Here is an 18832-nt window from a genome sequence, read left to right on the forward strand (position 1 = left end):
ACCCCTAATCCCTTCCTAAAAGATCTAAGAGCCTCAGCTCTATGACTTGATTTGGATCAAATTCGGCAATTTGCATGTAATAAGAAGTGCTTTCAAGCAAAGCAGCAGCCGGAACTATTCCATATACCTCAGTCTCGGCCACTAAAACACCCCAACGTTTTGCCTCTGCCTTGATTAACTCCAAAACACGATACATTGCATTTTTCTCAAAGTCCACGATGTTCATGCTCACTTGCGTCATGCCCTTTTCCCTAAGCTCGAGCCCAATAGCTTTGACTGCAGAAAATCCTCCGCTTGAAGCCCTGACAGCCCTAGCGATGGCCTTAGCCACACTTACGTCTTTAGTACGCAGGTTAACGTTGAAGGCAATCAAAAACTTTCTTGCCCCAATTACTGTAGCACCGGCGGTCGGGTGCAATTCGGGAGCACCAATATCTGGATGCCTTTCCGGTTTTGTGATTTCTTTTTTTAGGGCTTCATATTGTCCCCTTCTTATCACTTCCAAATTGCGTCTCTCGGCCCTTAAAGCCGATTCCTCGTAAAAGTACACCGGCACTCCCGTTTCCTTGTGAAATAAATCAGCAAATTTTCGAGAAAACTCCACGCATTCTTCCATGGAGATATTCCTCAAAGGTACAAAGGGGATTACATCTATCGCACCTATCCTTGGGTGAGCACCTTGATGGTTGTTTAGATCTATGTTTTCTATGGCAATCCTAGCTGATTTTATCAGTGCCTCCTCTAGTGCTTCGGGCTCCCCCACCAAACTAACTACCAAACGGTTGTGATCAGGATCAGCCCTATAATCCAGCAAATAGCAACCTTTTACATCTTTAAATGGCCTTACAATGGCCTCTATTACATCAGTGCGCCTGCCTTCGCTGTAATTAGGAACACATTCTATTAACTTGACCATAAGTTACAATACCTCCTGTAACAGTTATTTTCGCTATTCATGACAAGCCTACTTGCAGTTTTCAAGCGCCATTTATGTTTAATCCAGTTCACCTATCTCCTCTTCCACTGCCTTTATGATTTCACCGCTTTCTACGAGACTCATTACTTCCTCTATCAGGGGAGCCATGAAGACATCTTCTTCTAAAAAGGGGACCTTTTTTCTGATGAGCCTGTAGGCTCCATAAACGCCTTTGCCGGGTTTGAGGGGCGAACTGAAGTCCAGGGCCTGAGCTGCCGCCAGCAGCTCTATAGCGATGACTTTCTGTGTATTTGATAGTATGGTGCGTCCCTTCCTTGCGGCGTAAGCTCCCATGGAGACGTGATCTTCCTGATTTGCCGAGGTAGGAATGGAATCCACCGAGGAAGGGTGTGCAAGGACCTTGTTTTCGGAGACAAGGGCGGCACAGACATATTGAGGTATCATGAAGCCGCTGTTGACTCCGCTATTTTCCATCAAAAAGGCCGGAAGGCCGGATAATTTGTGGTCGATGAGCCTTGCCACTCGCCTTTCCGATATGCAGGCAAGCTCTGCAACTGCAATGCCCAAAAAGTCCATGGCCAAGGCTATGGGTTGAGCGTGGAAGTTGCCCCCACTCAAGGCCTCGCCGTCGGCGGGAAAGATCAGAGGGTTGTCGGTGACGGAGTTAATCTCTATGTCAATTTTCTGGCGGACGAAGTCCAAGGCATCGCGGCTTGCCCCATGTACCTGGGGGATGCACCTAAGGGAGTAGGCATCCTGCACTCGCGAGCCCCTGAAAGCCTCTATGATCTCGCTTCCTTCGATGAGGCGCCTAATGTTCGATGCGCTCGACCTTTGGCCGAAATGGGGCCTCAAGTCGTGCGTCCTCGAGTCAAAGGCATAGGGGACGCCGTGAAGGGCCTCTAAGGACATGGCACCTGCTATGTCGGCTACCTTGGATAAGTTTAAGGCATCGCAAAGGACCAGCGAAGCGATGGCCGTTGTGGCGGCCGTGCCATTGTTTAGGGCAAGCCCTTCCTTGGGCTTTAATTTGACGGGTTTAAGACAGGCTTGTTCCAAGGCTTCGGCGGCAGGCATCCTTTGACCCCTATAGAAGACGTCATTTAAGCCCAAAAGGGCAAGGGCAAGGTGGGAGAGGGGACACAGGTCTCCACTGGCGCCCACCGAACCTTGAGAGGGTATGACGGGATGGATTCCGTTGTTTAGCAGATCCACCAATAGGGACAAGGTCTCCAGGGTGATGCCGGAAAAGCCCCTGATCAAGGTATTGATGCGAAGTAACATGATGGCCCTCACCACGTCTTCGGCGAAGGGTTCGCCCACGCCGGAAGCGTGGCTTTTCAACAAGTTTTCCTGGAGGATTTCACTTTGCTCGGGAGGTATGGTGACGGAAGCCAGGTCTCCAAACCCCGTGGTGATCCCGTAGACTATCTTGCCTTCCTTCACCCACTCTTCTACAGCGGAAGCTCCTCGTTTGACGAAGGCCTTTGCGGCCGGATCCAGGTCCACCTTGTAACCGCAACGGGCGACCTTGATGACATCATCCAACGTTAAAGAATGACCGTTAAGGTGAACTGTTCCCATGTTTGCCCCTCCCTTAATTTCTAAAAACAGAAATTTGCTATTTAAAGTATGCCATAAAATTAAAAAAGCACAATACCTAAATTGAATCCACAGGCAGGGCACTTGCCATCGGGGGTTACATCCAATAAACTGACGTGATAGCCGCGTCTTTTTATTGCCAATCTACCGCAACCAGGACACTCTGTATCAGAGTCTCCAGGCACATTGCCGAGATAGACGAACTTTAGATATTTCGAGGCCACTTCTTTAGCTTTTTTGAGCAATGTCATGTTCGTGGAAGGCTTGGTCCATTTATATACCGGGAAATATCTTGAAATGTGAAAAGGTATTAATTCTCCCAATGTCTTAGAAATCCAGGTGCACATATCTTCAAATTCCGCTAGATTATCGTTTATTCCAGTAACTAGAAGATGCGTAATTTCAACGTGTACTCCGGAACCAATTAGGGTTTTTAAAGTATTTTGAACAGTCCTAAGATCGCCACCCAGTTTTTTATAAGTTGATTCGTCAAAGGTTTTTAAATCGACATTGGCTGCGCTTATATGCGGAACAAGCTCGCTTAAGGGCGAAGGGTTTATCAGGCCGTTAGTCACTAAAACCACCTTTATTCCCTCTTTTTCCAAGACCGGCGCGGAGTTTAAAAGATATTCATAGGATATTAAAGGCTCGTTGTAAGTGAAGGCAACTGCCTTAGAGCGATATCGCTTAACCAAAGAAAGTAAATCATTTACATCGATGCGCGACATCTCTACTTGGGTTCCCCAAGTAGAGATGTGCCAATTTTGACAGAAAGGACAACTCATATTGCACCCAACAGAACCTAGCGAGAGGACGTTATCTCCGGGCAAAAAGTGATAAAGGGGCTTTTTTTCCACGGGGTCTGACGCCACGCTCGAAAACAAGCCGTAGGTCACAGCTACCAATCCCTCGCCCGGTACATGTTCACGTACGCGACAAAACCCTCTTTTGCCACTGGGGACAAGACAGTTATGGGGACATAGCTCACACTTCACATTGCCATCTTCCCAATGCCAGTAAAGAGCTTTCATCTATCTTTTCTCACTTCCTCGTAACGCTTTACTGTAAATCTATAGATTCTAGCCCCTTTCAACGAACTTATGCCAGCTTTTCTGGCAACGATATCAAGCTGTTCTTTTACGGTGTCGATGCCCTCTAAATCGGGGAGCAAAACACCTTTCTTGAAGCCTTTTTCTAAAACGACACCATATTTTTTAGGTTCAAGTTCTTCTATCGAGGTAACACGCTCCGGCTCACTCAATACATCCACAGAAAATATAACGCCTGGGAGCTCTTCCTCTTTTAAAGGCATGAATCTCGGATCCTCAAATGCTGCAGCTAAAGCATTATATATGATTTCGGAGGCTAGATTCTCCCTTACCGGGCGAATAGTGCCTATGCATCCCCTCAGATTTCCGTTTAAAGTCTTGATCGATACAAAACACGCAAGTCTTTTATCCCAAAGCTCCCTTTTGGGGGACAAGGAAAGCGCCTCCGAGGGATCCAATATCTTTCGTGTCTCAAAATAATACTCTACGGCACGTCTTGCTAACTTAACATAAGGATGTAAATCATCAGCGTTCACTACCGTATCACCTCCCCATCTAGGACCTCCAGAGGGCCGTGCAATAACCTACTCCAAAAGGCCCCTCGTAAGAAAGAACTGTAATGGCCTCTCCTCTTACCATGCCAAGAAATGCAAGAGCGGAGCGCAATCCGCATTCCCCTGCTCTTTCAATCTCGTCTTCCGATAATGAAAGGAGCACGTCGGCATTTGAGGTTTTAAAGGCCCTCACGATTGCGGCATCAAAATCCTTAGCGCGGGGATAATAGCCAGCAGGCGCTGTTGGAGTAAGCCTGTGTGAAAGATCTCCACTAAATATCGCTCCTACCTTCTTGTCTTTTACATCGAAGAGTCTCAATAACTTTCCTAGGGTATGGCTTTCCTCGTAGCTAAGCCCCAAAGGATTTGCCAAGACAACTTTTGGCAACTTCCTCCAGGCTTTGTTAAGATAATAAAGAGGTATAAAAGAACCGTGATCCAGTTCAACAGCCTTTCTCATGGAGTAAGTTACAGACAAACCATTAGCTTTGAAATAATTTACAAGTTCAGCGGCAAGTTCAACATCGCCATCTGCCTGCAACTTGCACTCTCTGGCACGAAACATTCCCATATCGCCGCTAAAGTGCTCGGCACTTATCACATTTAGACCCCTAGCCATAGCGTGATGGGGCGTTAATATAATTAAAGAATCGGGCATTTCATCCTTTAACATCTCGCCTATCTTTTTCATGCCTTCCACTGTTTTAGCTGCCCCCGCTTCCTCTCCTCTTCCAACTTCCGGTATTATGATGGGCGGGTGCGGCACGAAGATGGCCCATTTCCACACTGTTATCCCCTCCACTGATTAAATTATCAGCATAGCATCCCCAAAGGAATAAAACCTGTATCTTTCTTTTATCGCTTCTCTATATGCCCGCATTATCAATTCATAACCAGCAAAAGCGGAGACCAACATTAATAAGGTACTCTTAGGAAGATGAAAGTTCGTGACCATCCCATCGATGATCCTAAATTTATAGCCTGGAAATATAAAAAGTTCTGTACTCCCTTGACTAGGCATCACCAATCCCTTCTTTGTAGCCGAAGATTCTAAGCACCTTACCACTGTCGTTCCTACAGCTATAACTCGCCTGCCCTCTTCTCTGGCTCGATTTATTAATTCAGCCGTTTCTGGTGAAAGGTGATAGTCTTCTCGATGCATATCGTGTTTCCTTATGTCTTTTGCCTTGACGGGCCTAAAAGTGCCGGGTCCAACGTGAAGGGTCACATAAGCTAACTCGATCCCTGCTGAAGCCAGCCTTTTTAGTAATTCTTCAGTAAAATGAAATCCAGCCGTCGGAGCAGCAATCGAGCCATTAATGCGCGCATATACCGTTTGATAACTTTTTAAAGCTACATCATTTTCATTTATATAGGGCGGCAGGGGAACTTGGCCCTTCTTTTTTATTATGTTGTGAGGCAAATCTCTGCCAATTATTTGGACCTTCCTCATGCCCTGAGTAAGCCTATCTAACACCAAAACCAAAGACTCAGAATCTATAACTATTTTGTCACCGGTCTTCAATCTTCTTCCGGGACGCACCATGGCCTCCCAATATTCCCATCCAGCATCCAATGGTTTGACTAACAAGACCTCTGCCTTGCCCCCTGTTCGGTCCTTCCGACCCAAAAGACGCGCTGGTATGACTTTTGTGTCATTTAATACCAAGACGTCGCCTCGTTTGAGGTAGTCAAGTATCTCATAGAAACGCCTATGCTCGAGCTTGCCCGTAGATTTTTCTACAACCATGAGCCTTGATTGATCGCGAGGCTCGACGGGATGTTGGGCTATAAATCCTTCGTGGAGTTCGTAATCGTAGGCAGAAATATCAAAAAGGTCGATCGTAATTGACCACTCCTTGAATGTATGCTCAATAAAGTTTTCGCAACTCAGTTCCAGGATAGTAATACCTCACAATCTTCTCGGCTGGCCAGCCATTTTCAGCCATGGCTTTAGCTCCCCACTGAGACATTCCTACTCCATGACCCCAACCCTTCCCTTGAAATAAAAAGGTCGTACCACGCACTCCTCTCGTCTTGACTTCATCGTCAGCGGACGTATCCCACTGTGGCCATAAAAGTTTCGGATCCTTTTTCTGTGATTTTTTCGATGTCTTGGCAGTCGATTTTCCCCTGCGGGCCAAGGCTTTTTTTAGATATTCACCCCTTTTTTCGGGATGAAGGAGCATGTCCATGAGTTCTTCGGAAGTAAAAGCCCCCTCCTGAGTCAAAGATATCAAAGTCGCGCTATCGGATTGCGATTCATCTATAAAATCTTCAGAAGCGGCCAGTACATCGCGCCTCGTCGTGCCACCATCGCCATCTAAAGAAAAAACGGTGCTCTTCAATTCCTTTGCGCCCAAAGCCATCCTAAGCTCGTGGGATTTAATCGTCTTTCTTCCCTTTGTACCAACTACCTCAACCATCTCAACCCTATCGCCAGGACCGATCTTGACAGGGATAATCTCAAAAACCGATCCCACGTTGATGCCTGCCTGAGATAGCCTCCGACCAAGTTCATCTCCACTAATTTTAAAGGACCATGACGAATAGGGCGACTGATATTGGAAGGGTTCTTGCACAGGCTTGAGGTAGGGTATATCCGCCCCCCACACGGACTGTACATCCGTCGTCCAGCCACCACTATCGGAGTGGAAGAAGGTCCTCGCTGGCTTGCCTTGATAGAGCAAGACCATGCCCCTCGTACTTTCAATGGCGTGCGTCAGCTTTGGATCTTCGGCGTTAACGCCCCTATAGGGAATGCAATGATCCGTCGCACAGAGATCAAAGCCGGCACTGCCATGTCGGCCCTTTTCGGCTAACGCATAAGTCCTGGCCGTAATAGCTTGAGCTCTTAAGACCTCCGCTGGCCAACTGGGATTAACCTCCATTTTCAAGACTCCCTTTAAGTAATCTTCTAAGGGTAACTCATTTACGACTGTAAAGGAACCGCTGCTTGCAACCAGCACAAAAACTCCTCTGTAGGGTTTATCGTTTAAATACAACAATCCCTTTGATCTCACGGTCACGGGAAGAGCGAGTGACTTGCCACCAACGATGACGCTGGCACGGCCTCCAGATTTGACTGTAACGGTCCCTTTCATGTTTACCTGTTTACCTGAAGCGTCATAAAATGTCATATTATTTGAGCGAATTGCACAAGAAGAAACACCTTGTGCCAATCCCACGGATATGGCGGGCTCCTTTGAGATTCCCTGAACGCAAAAAGGGACCAAAAGCAAAAACAACACAAGGGACATCTTGAACCAAAACTTCATGGCCATGTCTCCTTTCTTAATACATTTATCTAAACCATCGGCTCAGCAAATTGAGCACAATGGTAAGTATCACACTTAAAATCAACATACTGACTATGGGAAACATGATCATGACGTTTTTCCTGCGTATTACTATGTCTCCGGGTAAACGCCCAAAGGGAATTCCACCTTTGCCGGTGAAATAAAAAGCTACTCCGATGATCAAGATCAAGAGTCCCGAAAGTATCAATAATTTACCCACATCATGCATAAGGGATCACCCCAATTTATAAAGAATCATCAAAAGAGGCGCAAATTTTCCTCTCCCTCTCTAGCGCCTTTAAAATAAGGAAGGCCGAGTCGTTCGTATGCCTTTTTAGTCGCGATCCTACCTACCTTCGTTCGTTCGAGCAAGCCATTCCTCAACAAAAAGGGCTCATAAATCTCCTCTATGGTTCTTTCCTCCTCACTCATGGCTGCAGCTAAGGTCGATAACCCAACAGGACCTCCCTCGAAAAGCTCAATTAGCACACTCAAAAGCCTTCTTTCCTGCTCGTCTATCCCTTCGTCATCGATGCCCAATATGTCTAAAGCACGTTTGGCAATCCTCAAATCCACTTTTTCTTTTTTTTGAGCTTCAGCGATGTCTCTCACTCTTTTTAATAAACGCAATGCAACGCGAGGAGTTCCCCTCGATCTTTTGGCTATTTCTAAAGCGGCTTCTCGTTCTTCAATCGCTATTGACAAGACTGAAGCCCCCCTAATCACTATCTCGGTTAACTCATCCACCGAGTAATATTCCAGCTGCTCAATGATGCCAAACCTGCCCCTTAAGGGAGCTGAAAGAAGAGTTGGCTTCGTAGTAGCCCCTATCAATGTAAATTTCGGCAAGGTGAGTCTAATGCTCCTAGCCATTGGCCCCTTCCCGATAATAATGTTCAAGAAAAAATCTTCCATGGCCGAATAGAGTACCTCTTCAACTTGAGGAGAAAGCCTGTGTATCTCGTCGATAAAAAACACGTCCTTTGGTTTAAGGGAAGATAGGATCGCCGCTAGATCACCTGTTCGAGAAATAGCGGGTCCCGTAGTAGTCTTGAGTTCTCCTCCCATCTCATGGGCAACCACCCCAGCCAGGGTGGTTTTTCCCAAACCGGGAGGACCACAAAAAAGGGTGTGGTCTAGGGGCTCGCCTCTAGCTTTAGCCGCCTTTATAAACATGCTCAGTTTATTTATTACTCTGGCCTGACCGATGAACTCGTCAAGCCTTTGAGGCCTGATGAAGACGTCCTCTTCCATGGATAGAGGTTGCTCGCTCACCAATCTAGCTGAATTCCTCTTCATAACACACCACTCCAGATCGTCATCCGCTCAAGATCTTCAGGGCTTCGTGCAATAATCTTTCCTCCGACCTCTCAACGCCATCACTTAGACTTTCTAGGTATTTGATTGCCCTATCTATTTCCATATCGCTAAAATAAAGTTCTTTCAAAGCCAAGCGAACCACTTGAAGCTTGTCGTTGAGTTTAGACCAACCCGCTTCTTCGCTGCTCGCAGGGTACCCTTTTACTTTGTCTTTAAGCTCAAAACAAATCCTTTCTGCTGTTTTACGGCCTATTCCAGGCACTTTCTTGAGCTTTTCCAAATTTCTTTCCCGAATGATCTCGATCATCTCTCGCGCTGACAACCATCTTAATACTGATATAGCTGTCTTGGCACCCATGCCCTTGACATTTATCAACAATAAAAAAAATTCTCTTTCCCCATCATTGCCAAAGCCAAAAAGCGACGGGCCGCTTTCGCTCACCGATAAATAAACTGACAAAGTCACCCTTTCTCCCACTCTGCACAGAGACAGGGCTTCCCGCGAGCATGTAACCTCCAGACCAAATCCAGCGACGTTAAGTACTACAACATTTCCTTTGACATCCACAACTACACCTGAGATAAATCTGATCATCCTTTAACACGTACCTTCATTAGATACTTTCCTGCAATCGCCTGAGTCTCCAGACGGATAAGCCAGCAATTGCCACGGCCAAGGCGTCAGCTGCATCGTCAGGTTTGGGAACGGACTTCAGGGATAGCAGAAATCTTACCATCTCCTGGACTTGAACCTTGCTAGCTCTCCCATATCCGCAAACGGCCATCTTTACCTCCGATGGAGTGAGCTCCACGATAGGAAGTCTTTTCTGAGCAGCAACGAGTAAGATAACGCCCCTAGCTTGCCAAACGTTTTCGGCAGTGGTCAAATTCTGTCCGAAAAACAGCCTTTCCATCGCCAAAACATCGGGCACTGTCCTTTCAATATAGCTTTTTAGCTCATCATAAATCAGATTCAACCGGTCTTGAACGGAAAGACCTGGATCCGTATCGATACACCCGAAGGTCAAACTTGATAAAACGCTATCTTCTTCTTTGACAAAACCAAACCCCACTCGTCCGATGCCAGGATCTATACCGAGGCACAACATGATATTTTACGCGCTTTCAACCTGTTCAAAGATCTCATCGGGGATATCAAAGTTCGCGTACACGTTTTGAACATCCTCATGTTCTTCTAAAGTATCCAAAAGTTTTAAGAGTTTCGAAGCTTCATTTGAGTTTGTCACTGGGACGGTTGTCTTTGGTACCATGACTATTTCGCAACGATCAATTGGGTATCCTTTTTGTGCCAAAAACTCACTAACTTTGCTCAAATCAGTTGGCTCAGTGTACACTATGAAAGAAGAATCTTCGTTTTCAATATCTAGTGCCCCTGCCTCGGCTGCCGTCAAAAGCAACTCATCCTCGTCAACTTTAGAAGTTATATAAATCGCCCCTCGCTTTTCAAATAACCAGGAAACACAACCTACTTCTCCAAGGGATCCGCCATGTCGAGTGAAGATGAAACGCATCTCTGAGGCGGTACGGTTGCGGTTATCGGTGGTTGCTTCAACGAGTATGGCAACTCCTCCTGGACCGTAGCCTTCATATATTACATGTTCATAGGAAGCACCCTCGAGTTCTCCAGTACCACGCTTTATGGCCTTCTGGATGTTTTCCATGGGTACATTGGCTGCTTTGGCCTTTTCAATGGCATTTCTCAAGGCAACGTTATAAGAGGGATCCCCTCCTCCTTCTCTGGCAGCCATAATTATGGCCCTAACCAACTTTTGAAATAACTTGCCCCGCTTTGAATCTTGTGCGGCTTTTCTATACTTTATATTTGCCCATTTCGAATGGCCAGCCATTCAATTATCACCTCTAATAAATCAAGTTTACCTCTTTTGGAATATTTGCGTTCTTTAAATTTCACACACACATATAGGAGGCATTCTTCGCTTATGCTCACTTCGCTTTCTGGCTCCTTCGACGATATCTCTCACTCTCTCATCCCCCTCCCTCGTACGCAAATACCTGTCAATTTCGTCATAGGTCGCGCCTATTTCCTCCTCATCGGTCTGTCCAGGCCATAAACCAGCGGATGGCGGCCTCTCTATTATCGAGGCTGGCACTCCAAGGTGCTCAGCAAGAAGCCTTACCTCGCCCTTTAAAAGGTCGCCCATGGGAAGCATATCGACGCCGCTGTCTCCGTGTTTTGTAAAGTAACCAATTTCTAGTTCGTCTTTATTGCTGGCGCCACACACGAGAAAACCGAAATTTTGAGCGAAGAAATAAAGCGTTGTCATTCTTAATCTAGGTTTGATGTTCGCTACAGCTAAAGCTTTCATATCATCTTTTTTGAAGGGCAAGGCATCTAAAAGGACATGAAAAGTTGATGTTAAGTCCACTTCCTGAACAGGTACATTACAGCTGTCCGCTAATAAAAGGGCATACATGCTGTCTTCAGGTTGACTTTCACAAGGCATTATGACACCTAATATATTATCATACCCGAGGGCTTCCTTAGCCAATAAAGCAAGAACAGCGGAATCCAAACCACCACTTAATCCGAAGACCACTCCTTTGGCACCCGCCTCTTTCACTTTTTCCCTGATCCACGTCACTATGCACTCCTTCAAAGAAAGCGGGTCTCTATAAATGCTCTCCAAGTTGGCACCTCCTAAAGATTAGGCTATACTTAGCATTGATATAAATTTTAACATAATCTTAGAAAATCCTTGAGAAATCCATCGATAAATAAAACGGGAAAGGGGTGCATTTATGCCACTTGGACTCATTTTCGACGGATACGTCGATGAGCCCGCATGTCTTGGCGTACCTCCCTACGTTTCCCCCTATGTTCGATACTGTGCTGGCGTTTTAAGATATTTTGATTACGATGTAGCTTACTATACTTGCGACCAATGGAGAAAAGATCCAAAATCCGTTGAAGAGGCTCTGGCAGAAGCGGATATCATCGCAATAATAGCTGGGCTTTCTGTCCCCGGTCGCTACAGGGGCGGTTCTCCTTTGTTGTTGAGCGAACTGCAAAAGATCGCCAATTTGAACAGAAGGGGGCTGCTCTTTTTAGGAGGCCCCATAGCTTCCGGTTATGTCTTGCGAGGCGGTATGGACGCACTTACGATCTATCTCAATGAAGTTGACTGTCTAGTCACGGGGGACATAGATGAGGTTTTGTACCATTACCTTTCAAGACGTGAAATTATCTCGCACTTAAGGCGCGGATACGGCAACGTAAACATTTGGAGCAGACTGGGCAGCGAAGTGGTAAAGCTACACCCGTGGTACCCTTGGATAATGGCTGAAATAGAATTGTCCAGAGGTTGCGACCAAGTGGGCGCTCCTTGCTCCTTTTGCACTGAAGGCACTTCCGGCGAATTTGAAGAAAGGCCGATATCAGACGTTATAGAAGAGATGAAGGCTTTATATAAAGCAGGCGTCAAAGCCTTCAGGTTTGGCAAATGCGCCAATATACTGACCTACCAGGGCACGCTTTCAAGTAAAGGAAGAAGGCCGAACCCAAAGGCTTTGGAGGAACTTTATAAAAATGCCTTGGAGTCATGCCCAAAATTATCGGTGCTGCATACCGACAACGCAAACCCGAAAACCATTGTAGATTTTCCCGAAGAGTCGGCCGAGGCCATAGAGATAATCTCCAAGTACAATACTGAAGGGGACGTGCTTTCCTTCGGCATTGAAAACCTTAATCCCAGGGTGAGAAATATTAACAACTTAAAGGTCGATTTTGAGGAGGCTCTTTTCGCGGTAAGGTTGGTAAACGAAGTGGGCGGATGGCGGCCAACCAAAAGAAGCCTCCCAAAGATTTTGCCAGGTCTTAATTTTATCGTTGGACTTGCAGGAGACAGCAATGAATCACTGGAAATACATGCTAAGTTTCTAAGAAGCATTCTGGAAGAGGGGCTCGCCGTGCGCAGAATAAATATAAGAAAGCCCATGGTATTTGAAAAAACCCCTTTAAAGACGCTCTTAACTATGTATCCAAGTAAAGTAAAGGAAAGCCGTTACAGAAAATGGAAGGAATGGGTGAGAAGCGAGATAGATCAACCCATGTTACGCCGTATTGCTCCATTGGGATGCGTCATAAGGGACTTGCGGATCGAGGAAAAGGTAGGGAAATTAGCCTTCGGACGACAACTCGCGACTTACCCGCTTTTAGTCGGGGTTGTTGATGAAACTTTGCCCGTGGGCGCGATCTTAACGGTGGCCGTAACTGACTATGGAAGGCGTTCAATTACAGGGGTTCCTTTCCCCTTAGACATCAACAATTGTCCTCTAAGCTCCCTCACAGCTATACCTGGCATAGGTAAAGCCCGAGCTACTAGGATAGCACAAAAACGACCTTATGCCTCTCTTGAAAAACTAAAAGAGGCAGTAGACGATGAGATTATATTGAATGTTTTGGAACTTTTTGCGCCCTTTAATAAATTCCTTACATGCCAAAACAGGGCTGAGCACGATGACTAGATTCGCCATTGCCAGTACAATGACTCGCCAGTGGATACCTCTTCGCCCTCATCTGAAAAGGCCACAAAATTATATTTCCTTCCAACAATGCCATAAATGGAGGCGGCTTTAACGTTCCCTTCTAACGACAAGGCATTTAACCTCACCTTTAACTTCGAATCTTCATCATCATGGCTTAAGGGATAAAACAACAATACCAAATCGGGTCGCATCCTGTAAGCTTCGTATCGGGCCGGGACGTCATCAAAGGCATCTCGTGAGATAAAAAGAACCCTGATTCCATATAAATAAAAAAGGTAAAGACCGAAGTCTTCATTTTCTAACTGTCCGGAATCATCGCATAAAAATAACTTCGTTGTTCCTTTATTGTCGATTCTGCTGCTGGCAATATAGCATATATTCCGTGATGCAAAGGCCAATACTTTCACAGGCTCGCCTTCATTGCCCTGTGGAGGTAAAAAAAGGAGGTTTGTTGAACTCATATCTCTTTTTTCGAGTTCTTCGACAGACAAGGTCGTTAATGCTACACTTACGTTGTTCCCCATTTTTCTCGTTATCACCCTTTCGAAGGAGGCAAAATCACCATGGAAGAGGTAGTAAGGTTTAGCGTTTCTATGCCAAAATCTCTGTTAGACGAGTTCGATAAATGGCTACGAAGTCACGGGATGGCCAATCGCTCCGAGGCCTTGAGGCAAATTATGCGATCCTTCATTGCCCAATCTAAATGGGAATCCCAAGAAGGCATGGTATGCGGCACTGTTACGATAATATACGATCATCACAGACACGACGCAGTGTCCGAAATAACTGCCATCCAACACAATTACGGGGATATAATAGTCTGCACCACCCATGTTCACATAGATCACTTTAATTGCCTGGAAGCCATCATCTTGATGGGCGAAATAAACGAGATAAAAAAGTTCTTGATAGACTTGAACTCCCTAAAGGGCATTAAAGAAACCCGGGCCTCTATAGTAAATATCTAAACACCCGCAAGGGAGGTATGTTAGGCTACTCCTAGAAGGCCGCAAGTCCTCTTACGTCTAAAAATTTTTACTTACCATAAAGGTCTCGTTACAGGTTGCCTATGGTAGCTACTATCACCGCTTTAATCGTATGAAGCCTATTTTCAGCCTCTTCAAAGACCTTGGATTGAGACGATTCAAATACCTCTTCTGTAACTTCGTTACCCTTTACTGCAGGCAAGCAATGTAAAAATATGGCATCCTTGTCGGCAAGATTCATGAGAGATCTGTTTACCTGATAGGGTTTCAACAACTTAACGCGTTCTGCAAGTTTTTCTTCCTCGCCCATGGATGCCCATACATCGGTATAGACCGCTTGCGCTCCCTTCACAGCCTCATAAGGATCTTCCATGACTTCTATAATGGCACCGTGTTTGGCTCCCTCACTCCTACACTCCTCGAGCAATGACTCGTCGGGATGCAATTCCTTTGGAGCTGCCGTCACGTAGTGTATGCCCAACTTGGAGGAAATGATCATTAGTGAGTTAGCCACATTATTTCTTCCGTCACCGACATATACCAACTTCAACCCCTTTACGTCACCAAAACATTCCTGCATAGTCATCACATCCGCCAACGCCTGAGTAGGGTGATAACTATCTGTAAGGCCGTTCCAGACGGGGACTCCGGCATACATAGCGAGTTCTTCCACCACTGATTGCTTAAAACCTCGAAATTGAATACCGTCAAACATCCTGCCTAACACCCTTGCAGTATCTTTGACGTCTTCTTTATGGCCCAATTGAATATCGCTTTTGCCCAAAAACTCGGCATGTCCTCCTTCGTCCAGGCAAGCCACGGTAAAAGCGCACCGGGTGCGCGTCGAGGGTTTTTCAAATATCAACGCGATATTTTTACCATTCAGCAAGTTCCCCTTTATGCCCGCCCTTTTTTTTGCCTTCAACGAGATGGCCAGATTTAAAAGATATTTTATCTCCTCGGGCTTATAATCCTTTAGCCATAATAAATGACGTCCCCGCAAGTTTACAGGCACTTTAATCTCTCCCCTCGCAAAAATTAAATTAATTCCGAAGCAGTGGCATGGACATGCACCTGGGGCCTCCACGCCCACGACCTAGCTCTGCTCCTTTGATCTCGTACACTTTTATGCCATGGGCCCTAAGTTCTTGGTTTGTTATCGCATTTCGACGATAAGTCACTACAACTCCGGGCGCTATGGCAAAAGTATTGGTACCATCGTTCCATTGCTCCCTCGCAGCGGCTATGGGATCTCCTCCACCCGTTTCAACGAAGGCGATAGTGTCTAGCATTAAGTTACGTTTCATCGTCCCAACCAAGTCGGTTGATTCGGTTATATCCACCACGGACCCGTCCTCTTCATAAGCAATCTCCCAAAGGCGAACGCTGCCCCTTATGCCAGGGTAAATTACGAAGCAATTGCGATCTACCATGGTGAAGACCGTGTCCAAATGCATATAAACCCGCATTTTGGGAATATCAACTGCGAGCAATTTTTTTATTCCCAATTCTTTTGCAAGCTTTCTGCCCACCACCTGTATTGCACCTGCCGTGGTTCTTTGGCTTATGCCAATGGCCACCACTTCATCGGACAGGACTAATATATCTCCGCCTTCAATAAAGTAGGGATGAACATTGGCCGTTTCTTCTCCATATATAATTTTTAAACCAGAAAAGTAAGGATGATGATTAAATATATATTTTGCGTATAAAGGCTCCTTGCGACGTGCTTCAAACCGCATAACACTTATGATGACTCCGTCTTTTACGAAGGAGAAGGGATCACGTTGAAACAGTATGTTGGGAAGAGGCTTTATGAGAAAGTCTGTTCTTTCTGAAGTGAGCAAACAAAGGCTTTTGATGTTGCCGACAAGTTCTTTGGCCTCCAAAGCTGTCAAACCAGCTATGAGGACTTCCGACAAATCAGCGGGAGGCATATCGTAAAACGCATGAGCCAGGGCATCCTTCAACTGATGATCCAATGCTTCCAAGGCAAGCGCCTCTTCCAATAAATTCTTGCGTATTTCGTCTTCCTTTAATATATGCGCTAAACAATTACGGAAGTACACAACTTCTACGCCATTATCTCTGAGCAAATCGGCAAAGGCATCATGTTCTTTTTGAGCCTCTTCCACCCAAAGAATATCGTCAAAGAGCAATTCATCTTTGTTATCGATGGTTAAACGGGACAACTCTAACCCTGGTCTATGAAGAAGTACTCTTCTAAGCTTGCCTATTTCCGAGCCTACATACAATTTTTTGTCGTCATCATCCACTTCCCTCACCACCACAGCATAGATAGAATAAACAAAACCTATCCATGAGTTTACCATATTTGATCATGGCTTAAAAGGATACCCTGTTCGGATCGACAACTTCTGCAAAAACAATTCAAGGCTTTTAAAGACACCGTAAAATTACTCGTCCACGATGGCCTCCCCGGCTGAATCAATGGCTATGTAATTTTTATTTTCGGTCGTAATTAAATTGCCCCTTTTTATCTCCATAGTTGTGATCCTTTTGGGTTTAAAATAATCCAATAAATACTCAAAGGCCTTCCAGGGGTCCGCCTTATCTCCGCATGTAAAGAGGTCTATAGCAGCGTAACCATACTCAGGCCATGTATGAATGGCTAAATGTGACTCCGATATCACTACGACACCGCTAACTCCGTAGGGCTCAAACTTTCTAAAGGCCACGTCTACCACAGTGGCACCAGTCCGTTCGGCTGCCTCGATCATAGCTCCTTGAATTCCTCTCATATTGTCGAGAATATTGTACCCACAGTCGTAGGCTTCCACTAAAATGTGCCTCCCGAGCGCTTGATTATTGGTCAACGCTGTCACCTCCCAACATGATTAAAACCTCTCGTATAATTTTGGCACCCAGTAAAGATGTGATGGCATTGACATCGTTAGGCGGAGATATTTCCACCAAGTCAAACCCAACGATATTAAAGCCTCTTAACAAGCTCAATGCCCTAAAAAGGTCTGAAACGCTAATGCCTCCCGGTTCCGGGGTACCCGTACCCGGAGCAAAGGAAGGATCTACCACATCGATGTCTAAGCTCACATATATGGAACATCCCCCGATTTCGTTCAAAAGCCTTCTCAAAGGCTCAAACAACTCGATCAGATGAAAATCGGTGTTCTTGCTTCCCCATTCGATCTCTTCCCGCGATCCAGATCTAATGGCATACTGATGTAATTGCTTACTACTCGCTAGAGTTTCTGCTACCCTTCGCATTACCGTGGCGTGACTATATTTGCTCCCTTGGTAAAAGTCCCGTAGATCCGCATGAGCGTCGAAGTGAAGGACGTGCAAGTCGGGGAACCTCGAAAGCAATCCTCTGATCGTGCCCAAACTAACCAGATGTTCTCCCCCGAGCATCAAAATTCGCTTGCCCTTATTTGCAAGTGAAGACGACATCTTTTCTATCTTCAACAGTGAACCTCGCACGTCCCCAGGGGCAAAAAAAAGATCCCCCATATCGAAAAAGGAAACCTTCTCCAAATCCTCACTCAGGTAAGGAGAATAGCTTTCGATATGATGGGACTCGCTTCTTACGGCATCAGGAGCATAACGAGTGCCACCCTTTCTTGATACGGTGGTATCACAGGGCGCACCAAAAAGAACCCATCTTGCCTCTGCAAAACTTGGACCACTTTTTAAAAAGCGCGTCAATCCCCTTTTGCCTCCTCCAAATTGCCTCCATTTATGATTTCATTGATAAAAGGAGGCAATTCAAAGGCTAAAGAATGCATTGCATCGCTATAATATTTAGTCCTCTGTGGCGCCGGCCTCTTTTGCATCCTTGGATCTAATTTCTTGCTTCCAATCGCATAGGTCCAAAGGCCCGTTGGATAGGTTGGCACCACACCCCACGCCAAAAACACCTTTTCAAAGGCCATTCTCAGCCCCCTAACAGCATCGCGCAACAAATCGGGTTCTGAGAAAGGTGATTCTGTTTGGGCCACCATCATGCCCTCTTCCTTCAAAGCAACGTATACGTCCTTGAAAAAGGCCGGTTCAAACAGACCCTTGGCAAAATCCACAGGGTCAGTGCTGTCTATTATAACCACATCAAACTCATTAAAATGTCCCTTTACGAACAAAAGGGCATCCATTGGCCTTATCTCCACGCATTTATCATCAAGTGCACAGGACACCGCCGGGAAGAAAGTTTTTGACGCTTTTATGACCTCTTCATCTATGTCGACTAGCGTCACCTTTTTTACGGTCTCGTGTTTAAGCACCTCACGCACAACGCCACCATCTCCGCCTCCTATGACAAGCACTTCTTCTGGATTCGGATGTGCGCACAGTAGCAAATGAGCCATCATTTCATGGTAACAAAATTCATCCTTTTCGGTGAGTTGAATCGCGCCATCCAAAACCAGAACTCTGCCATATTCCATAGTATCTACAACCAAGATATGTTGATATGATGACCGCTTATTCAAAAGGACATCTTTTATCCTGAGACCGAGTCTCAAATTAGGTGTCTGATATTCGGTAAACCAAAGATCTGGGACCCTGCGTTCTATTCCCTTCATCG

21 protein-coding genes are annotated in these 18832 nt (G+C 45.8%); 2 read left to right on the top strand and 19 right to left on the bottom strand.

The window, feature by feature from the left end; genetic code table 11:
- Positions 1–4 precede the first annotated feature (4 nt).
- The 13 genes from ftcD to nadE form a co-directional block, all read right to left on the bottom strand.
- Positions 5–916 (bottom strand): glutamate formimidoyltransferase, encoded by a 912-nt coding sequence (gene ftcD / locus AC5SXE_RS07510; RefSeq protein WP_493917069.1) that lies wholly within the window; start codon positions 914–916, stop codon positions 5–7.
- Positions 917–994: 78 nt separating this feature from the next.
- On the bottom strand, positions 995–2521 hold the full coding sequence (hutH, locus tag AC5SXE_RS07515) for a histidine ammonia-lyase (RefSeq protein ID WP_493917070.1): 1527 nt from the start codon (positions 2519–2521) through the stop codon (positions 995–997).
- A gap of 59 nt (positions 2522–2580) precedes the next feature.
- Positions 2581–3570 carry an AmmeMemoRadiSam system radical SAM enzyme gene (gene amrS / locus AC5SXE_RS07520; protein WP_493917071.1) on the bottom strand — a complete coding sequence of 330 codons (990 nt, stop codon included), beginning with the start codon at positions 3568–3570 and terminating at the stop codon, positions 2581–2583.
- Positions 3567–4124, bottom strand: coding sequence for an AmmeMemoRadiSam system protein A (gene amrA / locus AC5SXE_RS07525; RefSeq protein WP_323721125.1), 558 nt, complete (start codon positions 4122–4124; stop codon positions 3567–3569). Before amrA ends, amrS begins: the two co-directional genes overlap by 4 nt.
- A 19-nt stretch (positions 4125–4143) precedes the next feature.
- Entirely contained in the window at positions 4144–4929 is a 786-nt protein-coding gene (locus AC5SXE_RS07530; RefSeq protein ID WP_493917072.1) for a class III extradiol dioxygenase subunit B-like domain-containing protein, read from the bottom strand.
- A gap of 18 nt (positions 4930–4947) precedes the next feature.
- A complete protein-coding gene (queA, locus tag AC5SXE_RS07535) occupies positions 4948–6051 on the bottom strand; it encodes a tRNA preQ1(34) S-adenosylmethionine ribosyltransferase-isomerase QueA (protein ID WP_493917295.1) in 1104 nt (367 codons plus the stop codon).
- The gene (locus AC5SXE_RS07540; RefSeq protein WP_310849982.1) at positions 6014–7420 is read right to left on the bottom strand and encodes a SpoIID/LytB domain-containing protein; all 1407 of its coding nucleotides are present in this window, start codon (positions 7418–7420) and stop codon (positions 6014–6016) included. Before AC5SXE_RS07540 ends, queA begins: the two co-directional genes overlap by 38 nt.
- A 25-nt stretch (positions 7421–7445) precedes the next feature.
- Positions 7446–7670, bottom strand: coding sequence for a DUF2905 domain-containing protein (locus AC5SXE_RS07545; RefSeq protein WP_303883821.1), 225 nt, complete (start codon positions 7668–7670; stop codon positions 7446–7448).
- A 29-nt stretch (positions 7671–7699) separates the two neighbouring features.
- Positions 7700–8740 carry a Holliday junction branch migration DNA helicase RuvB gene (gene ruvB / locus AC5SXE_RS07550; RefSeq protein ID WP_303883823.1) on the bottom strand — a complete coding sequence of 347 codons (1041 nt, stop codon included), beginning with the start codon at positions 8738–8740 and terminating at the stop codon, positions 7700–7702.
- 19 nt (positions 8741–8759) lie between these two features.
- On the bottom strand, positions 8760–9356 hold the full coding sequence (gene ruvA, locus AC5SXE_RS07555) for a Holliday junction branch migration protein RuvA (protein WP_303883825.1): 597 nt from the start codon (positions 9354–9356) through the stop codon (positions 8760–8762).
- A gap of 19 nt (positions 9357–9375) precedes the next feature.
- Positions 9376–9870, bottom strand: coding sequence for a crossover junction endodeoxyribonuclease RuvC (gene ruvC / locus AC5SXE_RS07560; RefSeq protein WP_303883828.1), 495 nt, complete (start codon positions 9868–9870; stop codon positions 9376–9378).
- A 6-nt stretch (positions 9871–9876) separates the two neighbouring features.
- The gene (locus AC5SXE_RS07565; RefSeq protein WP_303883830.1) at positions 9877–10629 is read right to left on the bottom strand and encodes a YebC/PmpR family DNA-binding transcriptional regulator; all 753 of its coding nucleotides are present in this window, start codon (positions 10627–10629) and stop codon (positions 9877–9879) included.
- A gap of 54 nt (positions 10630–10683) precedes the next feature.
- The gene (gene nadE / locus AC5SXE_RS07570; protein ID WP_303883832.1) at positions 10684–11430 is read right to left on the bottom strand and encodes an NAD(+) synthase; all 747 of its coding nucleotides are present in this window, start codon (positions 11428–11430) and stop codon (positions 10684–10686) included.
- Positions 11431–11542: 112 nt separating this feature from the next.
- Between nadE and AC5SXE_RS07575 the strand changes: the two genes are divergently transcribed.
- Complete coding sequence (locus AC5SXE_RS07575) at positions 11543–13267, top strand: radical SAM protein (RefSeq protein WP_433912445.1); 1725 nt, start codon at positions 11543–11545, stop codon at positions 13265–13267.
- Here the strand turns inward: AC5SXE_RS07575 and AC5SXE_RS07580 are convergent.
- Complete coding sequence (locus tag AC5SXE_RS07580; RefSeq protein ID WP_433912444.1) at positions 13264–13812, bottom strand: hypothetical protein; 549 nt, start codon at positions 13810–13812, stop codon at positions 13264–13266. The genes AC5SXE_RS07575 and AC5SXE_RS07580 overlap by 4 nt on opposite strands.
- Before the next feature lie 39 nt (positions 13813–13851).
- Here AC5SXE_RS07580 and nikR point away from each other — a divergent pair, with 39 nt between their 5' ends.
- Positions 13852–14256, top strand: a complete 405-nt coding sequence (nikR, locus tag AC5SXE_RS07585; RefSeq protein ID WP_303883838.1) for a nickel-responsive transcriptional regulator NikR — start codon at positions 13852–13854, stop codon at positions 14254–14256.
- Between the two features lie 88 nt (positions 14257–14344).
- Here the strand turns inward: nikR and argF are convergent, their stop codons facing one another.
- The 5 genes from argF to speE all read right to left on the bottom strand — a co-directional run bounded on the left by argF (position 14345) and on the right by speE (position 18830).
- Positions 14345–15289: an ornithine carbamoyltransferase gene (gene argF, locus AC5SXE_RS07590; protein WP_433912443.1), complete on the bottom strand. Its 945-nt coding sequence runs from the start codon at positions 15287–15289 to the stop codon at positions 14345–14347.
- 28 nt (positions 15290–15317) lie between these two features.
- Entirely contained in the window at positions 15318–16550 is a 1233-nt protein-coding gene (locus AC5SXE_RS07595) for an arginine deiminase (protein WP_433912442.1), read from the bottom strand.
- Positions 16551–16691: 141 nt separating this feature from the next.
- Positions 16692–17111 carry an adenosylmethionine decarboxylase gene (gene speD / locus AC5SXE_RS07600; protein ID WP_303883841.1) on the bottom strand — a complete coding sequence of 140 codons (420 nt, stop codon included), beginning with the start codon at positions 17109–17111 and terminating at the stop codon, positions 16692–16694.
- On the bottom strand, positions 17101–17958 hold the full coding sequence (speB, locus tag AC5SXE_RS07605) for an agmatinase (RefSeq protein WP_303883842.1): 858 nt from the start codon (positions 17956–17958) through the stop codon (positions 17101–17103). Before speB ends, speD begins: the two co-directional genes overlap by 11 nt.
- A complete protein-coding gene (gene speE, locus AC5SXE_RS07610; RefSeq protein WP_493917073.1) occupies positions 17955–18830 on the bottom strand; it encodes a polyamine aminopropyltransferase in 876 nt (291 codons plus the stop codon). The genes speB and speE overlap by 4 nt, the downstream gene beginning before the upstream one ends.
- Positions 18831–18832 lie beyond the last annotated feature (2 nt).

It is taken from the genome of Acetomicrobium sp. (assembly GCF_059026225.1).

Coding starts and splice junctions, on each gene's coding strand:
- ftcD (WP_493917069.1), bottom strand. CDS start 916: ATGGTCAAGTTAATAGAATGTGTTCCTAATTACAGCGAAGGCAGGCGC.
- hutH (WP_493917070.1), bottom strand. CDS start 2,521: ATGGGAACAGTTCACCTTAACGGTCATTCTTTAACGTTGGATGATGTC.
- amrS (WP_493917071.1), bottom strand. CDS start 3,570: ATGAAAGCTCTTTACTGGCATTGGGAAGATGGCAATGTGAAGTGTGAG.
- AC5SXE_RS07540 (WP_310849982.1), bottom strand. CDS start 7,420: ATGAAGTTTTGGTTCAAGATGTCCCTTGTGTTGTTTTTGCTTTTGGTC.
- AC5SXE_RS07545 (WP_303883821.1), bottom strand. CDS start 7,670: ATGCATGATGTGGGTAAATTATTGATACTTTCGGGACTCTTGATCTTG.
- ruvB (WP_303883823.1), bottom strand. CDS start 8,740: ATGAAGAGGAATTCAGCTAGATTGGTGAGCGAGCAACCTCTATCCATG.
- ruvA (WP_303883825.1), bottom strand. CDS start 9,356: ATGATCAGATTTATCTCAGGTGTAGTTGTGGATGTCAAAGGAAATGTT.
- ruvC (WP_303883828.1), bottom strand. CDS start 9,870: ATGTTGTGCCTCGGTATAGATCCTGGCATCGGACGAGTGGGGTTTGGT.
- AC5SXE_RS07565 (WP_303883830.1), bottom strand. CDS start 10,629: ATGGCTGGCCATTCGAAATGGGCAAATATAAAGTATAGAAAAGCCGCA.
- AC5SXE_RS07575 (WP_433912445.1), top strand. CDS start 11,543: ATGCCACTTGGACTCATTTTCGACGGATACGTCGATGAGCCCGCATGT.
- AC5SXE_RS07580 (WP_433912444.1), bottom strand. CDS start 13,812: ATGGGGAACAACGTAAGTGTAGCATTAACGACCTTGTCTGTCGAAGAA.
- nikR (WP_303883838.1), top strand. CDS start 13,852: ATGGAAGAGGTAGTAAGGTTTAGCGTTTCTATGCCAAAATCTCTGTTA.
- speE (WP_493917073.1), bottom strand. CDS start 18,830: ATGAAGGGAATAGAACGCAGGGTCCCAGATCTTTGGTTTACCGAATAT.